8 protein-coding genes are annotated in these 9,230 nt (G+C 72.7%); 3 read left to right on the forward strand and 5 right to left on the reverse strand.

The genetic code is table 11. The annotated features are described in order from the left end of the window. The 3 genes from GA0115240_RS01260 to GA0115240_RS01270 all read right to left on the reverse strand — a co-directional run. A partial coding sequence (locus GA0115240_RS01260; protein ID WP_107407070.1) for a WxL protein peptidoglycan domain-containing protein occupies positions 1 to 1,060 on the reverse strand: 1,060 nt, incomplete at its 3' end. A 74-nt stretch (positions 1,061 to 1,134) separates the two neighbouring features. Then, complete coding sequence (locus GA0115240_RS01265) at positions 1,135 to 3,111, reverse strand: purple acid phosphatase family protein (RefSeq protein ID WP_093734783.1); 1,977 nt, start codon at positions 3,109 to 3,111, stop codon at positions 1,135 to 1,137. Positions 3,112 to 3,235: 124 nt separating this feature from the next. Then, positions 3,236 to 4,444, reverse strand: a complete 1,209-nt coding sequence (locus GA0115240_RS01270) for a HupE/UreJ family protein (protein WP_093734784.1) — start codon at positions 4,442 to 4,444, stop codon at positions 3,236 to 3,238. 173 nt (positions 4,445 to 4,617) lie between these two features. Here GA0115240_RS01270 and GA0115240_RS01275 point away from each other — a divergent pair, with 173 nt between their 5' ends. Beyond that, the gene (locus tag GA0115240_RS01275; protein ID WP_093734785.1) at positions 4,618 to 5,289 is read left to right on the forward strand and encodes a hypothetical protein; all 672 of its coding nucleotides are present in this window, start codon (positions 4,618 to 4,620) and stop codon (positions 5,287 to 5,289) included. Positions 5,290 to 5,763: 474 nt separating this feature from the next. Further along, entirely contained in the window at positions 5,764 to 6,384 is a 621-nt protein-coding gene (locus GA0115240_RS01280; RefSeq protein ID WP_093734786.1) for a TetR/AcrR family transcriptional regulator, read from the forward strand. Here GA0115240_RS01280 and GA0115240_RS01285 read toward each other — a convergent pair. Further along, complete coding sequence (locus GA0115240_RS01285) at positions 6,311 to 7,645, reverse strand: YbfB/YjiJ family MFS transporter (RefSeq protein WP_237554518.1); 1,335 nt, start codon at positions 7,643 to 7,645, stop codon at positions 6,311 to 6,313. The genes GA0115240_RS01280 and GA0115240_RS01285 overlap by 74 nt on opposite strands. Positions 7,646 to 7,797: 152 nt before the next feature. Continuing rightward, positions 7,798 to 8,100 carry a muconolactone Delta-isomerase family protein gene (locus tag GA0115240_RS01290; RefSeq protein ID WP_093734787.1) on the reverse strand — a complete coding sequence of 101 codons (303 nt, stop codon included), beginning with the start codon at positions 8,098 to 8,100 and terminating at the stop codon, positions 7,798 to 7,800. A gap of 151 nt (positions 8,101 to 8,251) precedes the next feature. Here GA0115240_RS01290 and GA0115240_RS01295 point away from each other — a divergent pair, with 151 nt between their 5' ends. Continuing rightward, positions 8,252 to 9,175, forward strand: coding sequence for a LysR family transcriptional regulator (locus tag GA0115240_RS01295; protein WP_093734788.1), 924 nt, complete (start codon positions 8,252 to 8,254; stop codon positions 9,173 to 9,175). Positions 9,176 to 9,230: the final 55 nt, after the last annotated feature.

Genomic DNA, 9,230 nt, shown 5'->3' on the forward strand with positions numbered 1-9,230 from the left:
GCGTCCGCTCGACGGCGGCCCGGACCCGGGCGTCCTCCCGCTGCTTGCGCCGGGCGCGGCCGCGGCGGGCGAGGACCAGCGCTCCCGCGACGAGCGCGATCAGGACCACGGCCAGCACCAGCAGCGTCCAGGGGACGGCCCAGCCGTGCGTGGTGGCGCGGACCGGTTCGAGCGGGCTGGTGGAGCCCGACGCGTCGGTGAGCAGGGGGGTGACGGTCGCGGTCGCGGCCAGCCGGACTCCGGGTGCCACGCCGTGCACGGGCACCTTCACCGGCCAGCTCTCCCCCGGGAGCAGCTGCGGCGGCGCGGCGATGTCGCCGGCTTCGGCGCGCAGCCATCCGAACGGGCCGGTGACCGCGACCGCCTGCCGCGCCGACACCACGGCGTTGCCGGTGTTGTGGATCGTGTAGGTGACGGTCGCGTCGCCCGAGGCGAACGGGTTGGCCGAGCCGGCGTAGTCCGCGTGGAGGTTCTCGATCGCCAGACCCGGCGTGAGCTTGCCGCTGACGCGCAGCTTGACGCGGATCCCCAGCCGCCGGTCGACGTTGATGCCCGCCGCGTCGTCGGACTGCTTGAGCGAGGTGAGGACGCCGCCCACGTAGTCGCCGGGCGTGGCGTTGTCCGGGACGGAGATGGTGAAGGGGACGTCGACGGACTTCCCGGGCTTGACCACGACGTTCGCGCGGTCGGCGCGGACCCAGGCGCCGATGCCGACCGACTTCTTGCCGCGGGGCAGCAGGTCGAGCTGGCCGGTGTCGGTGGTGAAGCCGTCGGCGGCGTAGACGGCGAGGGTGAGCGGGGCCGTGCCGTGGTTGGCGACGGCCATGGTGTCCTTGACCTGTCCGCCGGGGTTGACGCCGTAGCTGAAGCTGGACCGGTCGGCGCCGTACCCGTTCGCGGCCGTCCGGACCGTCCAGGTGACGTCGCCGTCGGCCGCCGCGGCGGGGCCGATCCGCAGGCCGGTGATCGCGCAGGCCGCGACCAGGGCCAGGGCGAGGCCGCGTACGACAGCGGTGGCGGTGGTCTTCGGGCGCGGGGTGCGCGGGGTGGGCGCGTGCATCTCGGGATTCTCCTGGCGCGAGAGGCGGGGCAGGCCGCCGGAAGCGGCCTGCCCCGCCGGGCGGAACGGGTCGATCAGCTGCTCAGTGCGGTGATCGTGAGGGTGGCGCGGTAGCCGCCCTTCTCGACGCTGTCCGGAATCTTCAGATTCAGGTCGGCGCCGAGCTTGGCGGTACCCCGGGTGTGGCCCTGGGCGGCCGAACCGAGGCCGCGCGATATGGACAGGCCCTTGCCCTGGTCGTCGTAGCCGGAGGCCACCGAGCCGCCGGCCTTGGCACCCGCGCCGTCCTGCAGCACACGCGGAGCCCAGCCGAGGTAGGAGCCGGAGAAGGTCTTGCCGGCGTCCTGGAAGTCACTCACATTGGCCGAGATGGACCACGGCGACAGCGAGCGGCGGCTGTCCGACACGGCGATCGGGTTGATGGTGCCGGTCGCCTCGAAGTGGTCGCCGCCCTTCTCCTGCGCGGTGCCGAGGTCCACCAGGCCGTTGTAGCCGTCGATCGTCCAGCCGAACTCGCCCGGGGCGGCGTTCGGCACGTTGACCTGGAGATCCTGGCCGGCGCCGTGGTACGGGTGCACCGAGACCTTGTCGACGAGGGAGCCGACGGGCTGGTCGGCGGTGGTGTTGGTGCACCAGGAGCCGTGCTCCACGGCCGCGTTCGGGGCCGCGCAGGTGCCGCTGCGGATGTCCTCCACGACGAGCTTGTCGTCGCGCACCTGGACCTTGACGTAGGTGCGGACGTGCTCCTGGTCCTGAACCGAGTTGTACCAGTAGCTCTTCGGGTTCAGGGGGTCGGCGCCGTTGCCGGCACCGCTCGTGCCGCTGCTGTCCGGCGTCGTGATGTCGTAGTACTTCGAACCCGACGAGGAGTTCGCCGTCACGTAGAGCACGCCCCCGGGACCGGGGTACACGTCGGCGGCGCCGGGCTGCTCGTTCGTGTCGGCCTTCTCGCCGTTCTTGATCAGGTAGCTGCGCGAGTAACTGTGGTCGTGGCCCTGGAGGACCAGGTCGACGCCGAGCTTGGAGAACGCGGTCGGGAAGTCGACCCGGCGCGTCTTGTTGTCGCTGTCCTTGGCGTGGTCGGCGGGCGAGTAGATGGCGTGGTGGTAGGTCAGCACCTTCCACTTGGCCTCGGCGCCGTGCTGGTTGATGACGTCGGTCACGTACTTGATGTGCGCCGCGTCGCCGCCGCCGCCCTGGGAGGTGGCGTAGCTGTTGCTGTTGAGGTCGATGAACAGCACATCCTTGTAGATGTACCAGTAGTCACCGCCGGACGTGTTGGATCCCGGGTCGCCGTTGGAGTACAGCGGGCCCGAGCGGTCGGTGTTCGGGGTGTAGAGGTGCTGCTCGTAGGCCTTGCCGCCGACGTCGTGGTTGCCGATGGTGGCGGCCCACGGGTACTGGCGCAGCTTGTCGGGGGCCAGGAAGGCGTTCCACTGGGACTCGGTGTTGGCGCTCTCGACCTGGTCGCCGCCGGACACCAGCAGTTCGGAGTCCGGGTTGGCGGTCAGCGCGACATCCAGGGTGTCCTGCCAGCCGGCCTGGTCCTTGGCCGTGTCGCCGGACGAACCGATCTGCGGGTCGCCGAAGAACAGGAAGTCGTAGTCGCCCTCGAAGTCCTGGGTCTTGAAGGCGTACGTCGCGGACCAGTTGCCCTCGGCGCCGACGCGGTAGGAGTACGCGGTGCGCTCCTTGAGGCCGGTGACCGTCGCGTGCCGGTTGAAGCCGCCACTGGTGGCGATGTTCGCCCCGCCGGCCGCGTCGACCGTCGCCGCGCCGGCCGGGAACTCGCCGCCGACGAGGTCCGCGGTCGGGGCGACCTGGAGTTTCTGCGCGGTGTCGGCCGAGGAGTACCAGGTCACCGTGCGCTGGGACTCGTTGGCGCCCACACCGAGGATGACGCCGGTGAGCGTGGTGGGGTCGGCGGCGGCGGCCGGTGACACCAGGCCGCTGCCGAGGGCCACGGTCAGGCCCAGGAATGCCGCGGTGACCCCGGTGGCCACGCGACGCCGCACAAGCCGCGAGGCTTGCGTCGAACTCGTCGATCTCATCAGTTCTCGTTCCTTTTTGCGCACCGAAGTGCCTGGAATGGCGATCGTTAAGGTCTCATCGCGAGATTAACCAAACATAGACACAAACTTTGCGATCTCTAAACGTTCTGGGATCGGCACCGGCTCAGCACCCGAACACCCGCTGCAGGAACCACACCAGCCCCATGACGAACACGCCCGCCGAGATCGCGCCGGTCGCCCACAGCCCGGCGGTCGGCGCGCGGTGCCGCAGCACCGCCAGCAAGGGGAAGAGGGCGGCGATGAGCGCCAACTGCACCGCCTCGATGCCGATGTTGAACACCAGCAGGGACCACAGCAGGGTCCACGACCACGCCGCGTCGACGCCCAGCGCACCGGCGAAACCCAGGCCGTGCACCAGGCCGAAGCAGAACACGACGCCGAGGCGGGTCCAGCCCGCGCGGTCCAGGCTGAAGTGACCGCGTCCCGGCGCCCGTAGCTCGGTCGCGTGGCCGCCGCGCCGCCAGACCCGCCACAGGTACCAGCCGGCGACCACCGCGATCGACAGCGCGATGACGGGCTCCACCACCTTCGACGGCACATCCACCAGGCCCAGCGCGGCCAGCACGAAGGTCACCGAGTGCGCGACGGTGAAACTCGTGGCCACCAGCACGATTTCGCGCAGGCGCCGCGACCCGGCGATCAGCGCGAGCAGGAACAGGATGTGGTCGGTCCCGGTCAACAGGTGCTCGGCGCCCAGCCGGAAGAACTCCCAGAACCGCTGGTACCAGGGCTGCGCGAGCGAGAACGACGGATGATCCGCGTCCAGCGCGGCGCTGCCCGAACGGCCGTCGACCCGGTAGGTGACGATCGTCTTCGTGCCGGTGACGTACGTCTCGGCGTCGGGGAACAGCGCGCTGCGCAGCACCTGGTCGCCGTCCCGGCCGGCGCAGGCCCAGTCGAGCGGCAACTGCGCGTAGGGCACGCCCTGCTGCCGGCCCATGGTGAAGCCGCCGGCCCGGACCGGCGCGCAGGCCTTGCCGTTCGAGGTGACCGTGAAGCGCTCGGTGATGTACCGGACGGCCGCCGCGGCGTGGGCGTCGAGCGCGGCGGCCTGCCCGCGGGTGTCACCGGCGTCGAACGCGGCGGTGCCCGCGCGGAAGAGGGCGTCGTCGTGCTCGGCGTCGGCGGTCGACACGACGAAGAGGTCGTACTCGAGCTGCAGCGTCGTCCGCAGCCGGCCGTCGCCGCCCGCGGTGACATGGACGTAGACCACCGACGAGAACCCGTGCGCGGACGCCGGCTGCCCGACGCCCAGGAAAGCGATCACCGCCGCGATGATCCCGACGATACTGCGGCGGACCCGTGCTGACATGTGGCTCCTTAAGGTTGCCAGCGCACGGTCCATGTCCCAAGTGAACGCAAAAGGACCCATCGGCGAACTGTGCAAAAACAACCTCAAGAAAGCCACCCATAGAGGTAAAGCAGCGGCAATCGGAAGGAGAGGATGAGGGCGCACCATCCGCCACCCCTCGGAGGACGATCGCCTTGCGCCCCTCGCTCCGGGCCGCCGCCACGCTGGCCGCGGCCGCCGCGCTGGTCACCGGATGCGGCTCCGGCGACAGTTGGTCGCGCCCGCACCCCCGGCCCACGCCCGTCGGCACGCTCGGCCCGGGGTTCATCGACCAGGCCGCCCCGCCCGCCCCCGAGGCGACCGCCACCCCGCGGCCCGGCTCGTGGGACGGGGTCCACCCGTCGAAGGACTACCGCGTCGTCCTGCTCACCGCCGGCACCGACCGGCCGACCAAGGCGCTGGTGAACGCGGTCCAGGACTGGGCCGAGGAGGAGCACGCCGACCTCAGAACGGTGGTCGCCGACCCCGCGTCCGACCTCCTCCCCGGCATCACCAAGGCGCTGCGGATGCGCCCCGACCTCATCGTCAGCGCGGGCAACGACCTGATCGACCCGCTCGCGACGGTCACCCCGAACCACCTGTCCCAGCAGTTCCTCGTCGTGGGCGCGGAGTTGGCCGAACCCACCGCCAACGTCACGGCGGTCGACTGGTCCGGCGCGTCCTTCCGCGGCGAGGGCCTCGGCGCGTCCTCGACCTACGACCCCGCCTCCTTCACCGCCGAGCGCTGCGGGGCCGCCATCAGGGCGGGGGTGGCGGGCGTGCTGAACGATCTGACCGGGATCGTTCTCTGGCTCGACAAGCTCTAGGCCGCGGGGCCTGCGGGGGCCTGCGGGGGCGGCAAGGGGCCGCGGGGTACGTGGCCACCGGCCCGGAGGAGCTCCCCGGCCGCACCCGGGCCACCGCCCGGCGGCGGGTTGCCCGCGCAGTTCCCCGCGCCCCCTTCGGGGCGCCGTCCCGAAGCCACCTCGAAACCGCGCCACCAGCCCTTCGCGCGGCCGCACGTGGCCACCGGCCCAAAGGGGGTCCCCGGCCCCATCCGGACCACCGGCCGGTGGCGGGTTGCCCGCGCAGTTCCCCGCGCCCCTTCGGGGCACCGTCCCGAAGCCACCTCGGAACCCCCGCCCCCAGGGGCGCGAGGAACGGCGCCACCAGCCGTCGACCGGGTGCACGTCGCCAACAGCCCCAGGGGGCTACCCCTGCCGCACCCCGGCCACCGCCCGGCCGCGGTGAACCAGCCGACCGGTCTAGTACTGCGCGGCGATCGGTCATACACTCGCACCATGGGACGAAACAGCAGCGCCAGAGAGAAGATCCTCGGCGCCGCGCAGACACTCGTCGAGTCACGCGGCTACTCCGCGCTGGGCGTGGCCGAGATCTGCAAAGCGGCCGGGGTGCCTAAGGGCAGCTTCTACTACTTCTTCGAGTCCAAGGAAGCCCTCGCGCTCGCCGTCATCGACGAGCACTGGTCGGGCCAGCGGCGGGACTGGACCCGCGCCCTGAGCACCGACGCGGGTCCGCTGGACCGGCTGCGGCAGCTGTTCACGGATACCGAGGCCGCCCAGCTCGCCGGCCAGCAGAGCTGCGGCACCGTCTCGGGCTGCATGTTCGGGAATCTCGCCCTGGAGATGAGCAACCAGACCGAGGCCATCCGCACCCGCCTGCAGGAGATCTTCGACGCGCAGGTCGAGATGATCGCCACCGTCGTCGCCGAGGCCCGGGAGCGCGGTGAGGTCACCGTGGCCGACCCCCGGGAAGCCGCGCGGTCGATCGTGTCCCAGCTCGAGGGCCAGGTGCTGTTCGCCAAGCTCTACAACAGCACCGACCGGCTCAGCGGTCTGTCCGCCAACGCCCTGGCCCTGCTCGGTGCGCAGGCGCCGCGGGAGGCCGCGGCCGTGATCTGACGGCCGCCCTCGCATCCGCGTCCTGCTGTTGCGGGAAGCCGATCCGCAGGACACCCGCGGCAGCGGCGGCCAGGAGGACCACCGCGGCGGCCAGGATCAGCGCCGGGTGGTAGCCATGATGGAGCAGCGGCCTGACGACCAGCGGCCCCAGGATCTGGCCGACGGAGTACCCGGCGGTCAGCAGCGCCACCGACCGCGGGAAGCGCAGCTCGGCTCCGACGGCCAGGGTGATCGTACTGACGCCGATGAACGTCGCACCGAAGAGGAACGCGGCGAACAAGGCGGCCGCCACGCCGCCGATCAGCGCGGGCAGGGCGATGCCGACCGCCTGGACGAGCAGTGCCGCGCACAGCAGATCGGGGCGCGACCAGCGCCGGCCCAGCCGGGCCCACAGCGCAGAGGACGGTACGGCCGCCAGGCCGACCAGCACCCAGGCGCCACTGGCGACCCAGCCCGGGGAGCTCTGCCCGATCGCGGCGACCAGGAACGTACCGGCCACGATGTAGCCGATGCCTTCGAGGGTGTAGCCGATGAACAGGGCGGCGAACCAGCGGTGCGGGCGCAGGCCCGGTTGGGGGGCGGCCTGCGGCGGGAGGCCGGGACGGGACAGGGACGCGGGTGGGGACGCGGATGGGGATGCGAGCCCGGCTTCGGGCCCGGCTTCGGGCCCGGCTTCGGGCCCCGCTTCGGGCCCGGCTTCGGGCCCGGCTTCGGGGCGCAGATTCCACGCGCCCGCGGCGAGGACCGCGGCGAGTCCCGCCGCGGCCCACCAGGCGGCCTGCCAGGTCCCGACGGAGCGCAGCACGAGCACGAGCGCACCGGACAGCGCGATCCCGGCGCCGACACCGCCGAACGCCCAGCCCGGCAGGTGGGCGGGCCGGTCGCGCAGATGGCTGAGGAGTGAGCTGGCGGCGATGACGAAGATCAGGGCGCTGGTCGCCCCGGCGAGCAGCCGTATCGCGAGCCAGCCGGCGAGGCTGTGTGTGGCGGGCATGGCGGCGAGAGTGGCGGTCAGCACGATCAGCGAGCCGCGCAGGGCGGCGCGGGAGCGGACCAGCCCCGGGAGCAGGATGCCGGCGAGCGCGCCGGCCAGGTAGCCGACGTAGTTGGCGGTGGCCAGATTCGCGCCCGCGCCGGCGGACAGCCCCGCCTGGGCGTGCATCAACGGGAGGATGGGGGTGTAGACGAAGCGGCCCACCCCCATACCGGCGGCGAGGGCCGCGGCGACCTGGGCAACGTGGACCCAGGGCGAGCGGGGCATTCCGCTCCCGGCCCGGCCCGGCGATGTGCCGGGGTTCGGTCCGGGATCCGCGGCGGTTGGCCCGCCGGACGTACGGTGCCCCGCGCCCCCTTCGGGGCGCACTCCTGCCGCTCGTCGGGGCAACGGGAAGCGGCGCGGGGTTCGTGTCCTGCTCACCGGGGGTGCACGACCTCACCCGGGTCGTTGGGGTGGGGCTCGAGGGCGGTGACGGTGAGTGTCATCCACGGGCGGAGCGGCAGCGTGCCGAGCACCTCTTCGTGGAGCCGGTCCTCGTCGGCGGCCCGCCACACGCCGATGCTGCGGAGTTCACCGACCGGGCGCCACAGCCGGGCCAGGTTGCCCGTAGCGGCCAGTTCGCGGGCGCGGACCGCTTCGGCGGCGCGCCGCCGGTCGACCTCCTCCTGAGTGATGCCCTCGGGGATGGTGGTGGTGATCTCGACCAGGAACTCTCGCATGATCCTTCTCCGTCCGACGGTGGTGCGCTCAGGTGGTGCCGTCAGGTGCTGCGTTCAGGTGGTGCCGTGGCTATGGTGGGCCCGCCACCAGGGCGGATGCCATGACCGGCTGCCTTGCTGCTGGTAGGCGCTGCCTCCCAGCCCCCGTACCATGGCAGACGTGGAGCTGCGCCAGTTGCGGTACTTTCTCGCGGTCGCCGAAGAGCTGAATTTCGGGCGGGCCGCCGCGCGGCTCCTGATCGCCGGGCCCTCCCTGTCCCAGCAGATCAAGGCGCTCGAACGCGACCTGGGTGTACGGCTGTTCGACCGCGACCGCCGCTCGGTGACCTTGACCCCGGCCGGCGCGGCCCTCCTCCCGCACACCCGCGCGCTGCTGGAACGCGCCGACGACCTCCGGCGCCGCGCCGGCCGGCTGGCCGGGTCGACGCCCGTCCGGCTCGGCTACGTCAACTGGCTGCCGGCCGACCTGACCGCCCGCACCTCCGCCGTGGCCCCGGTGCATCTCGACGCGTGGGTCGCGCCGTCCCACGCGCAGGCCGCCCGGGTCGCCGACGGCAGCCTGGACCTGGCGGTGTGCTGGGTGCGGACCGAAGATCTGGAGGAGCGCGGCCTGAGCGCCCGGCTGCTCGGCGCCGACCGGCTCTACGCCGTCGCCACCGGGGACGACGCCGGCGAGGTGGCCGTCGAGGACGCCCTGGTCCTCGTCGACGAGGACACCATGTCGTGGTCGTCCTGGAACGCCTTCGCGGAACAACTGGCCCGGGACACGGGGGCCGAGGCGCGGCGCGTCCCCGCCGGGGGCAGCACCGGCCCCGCGTTCTTCGACCATGTCCGCCGCAGCGGCCGCCCGGTGGTGAACCAGCCCAAGGGGCAGACCGCTCCCCTGCCGCCCGACCTGGTCCGCCGGCCGCTGATCGCGCCGAAGGTGTACTGGACGTGGTCCCTGGTCCGGCGGCGTGACGAGGAGCGGGCGGCGGTCCTCGCGGTGGTCGACGCGCTCTGTGAGGGCGTGGGTGAACTCGGGCTCTACGCGGCGGACGCGTGGCTGCCCGAGGGGGACCCCTACCGGCGCTGAGCATCCGCCCTCCGGGCCTGTCCCCACGACCCCGGGTCCCCCGGCGGGTCCCGGT

The sequence above is a fragment of the Streptomyces sp. DvalAA-14 genome (genome assembly GCF_900091855.1).
GTDB lineage: Bacteria > Actinomycetota > Actinomycetes > Streptomycetales > Streptomycetaceae > Actinacidiphila.

Bases quoted from the DNA above. Each gene is read 5' to 3' on its own strand.
- GA0115240_RS01295 (WP_093734788.1), top strand. From the start codon at position 8,252: ATGGCAGACGTGGAGCTGCGCCAGTTGCGGTACTTTCTCGCGGTCGCC.
- GA0115240_RS01290 (WP_093734787.1), bottom strand. From the start codon at position 8,100: ATGCGAGAGTTCCTGGTCGAGATCACCACCACCATCCCCGAGGGCATC.
- GA0115240_RS01270 (WP_093734784.1), bottom strand. From the start codon at position 4,444: ATGTCAGCACGGGTCCGCCGCAGTATCGTCGGGATCATCGCGGCGGTG.
- GA0115240_RS01285 (WP_237554518.1), bottom strand. From the start codon at position 7,645: ATGCCCCGCTCGCCCTGGGTCCACGTTGCCCAGGTCGCCGCGGCCCTC.
- GA0115240_RS01265 (WP_093734783.1), bottom strand. From the start codon at position 3,111: ATGAGATCGACGAGTTCGACGCAAGCCTCGCGGCTTGTGCGGCGTCGC.
- GA0115240_RS01280 (WP_093734786.1), top strand. From the start codon at position 5,764: ATGGGACGAAACAGCAGCGCCAGAGAGAAGATCCTCGGCGCCGCGCAG.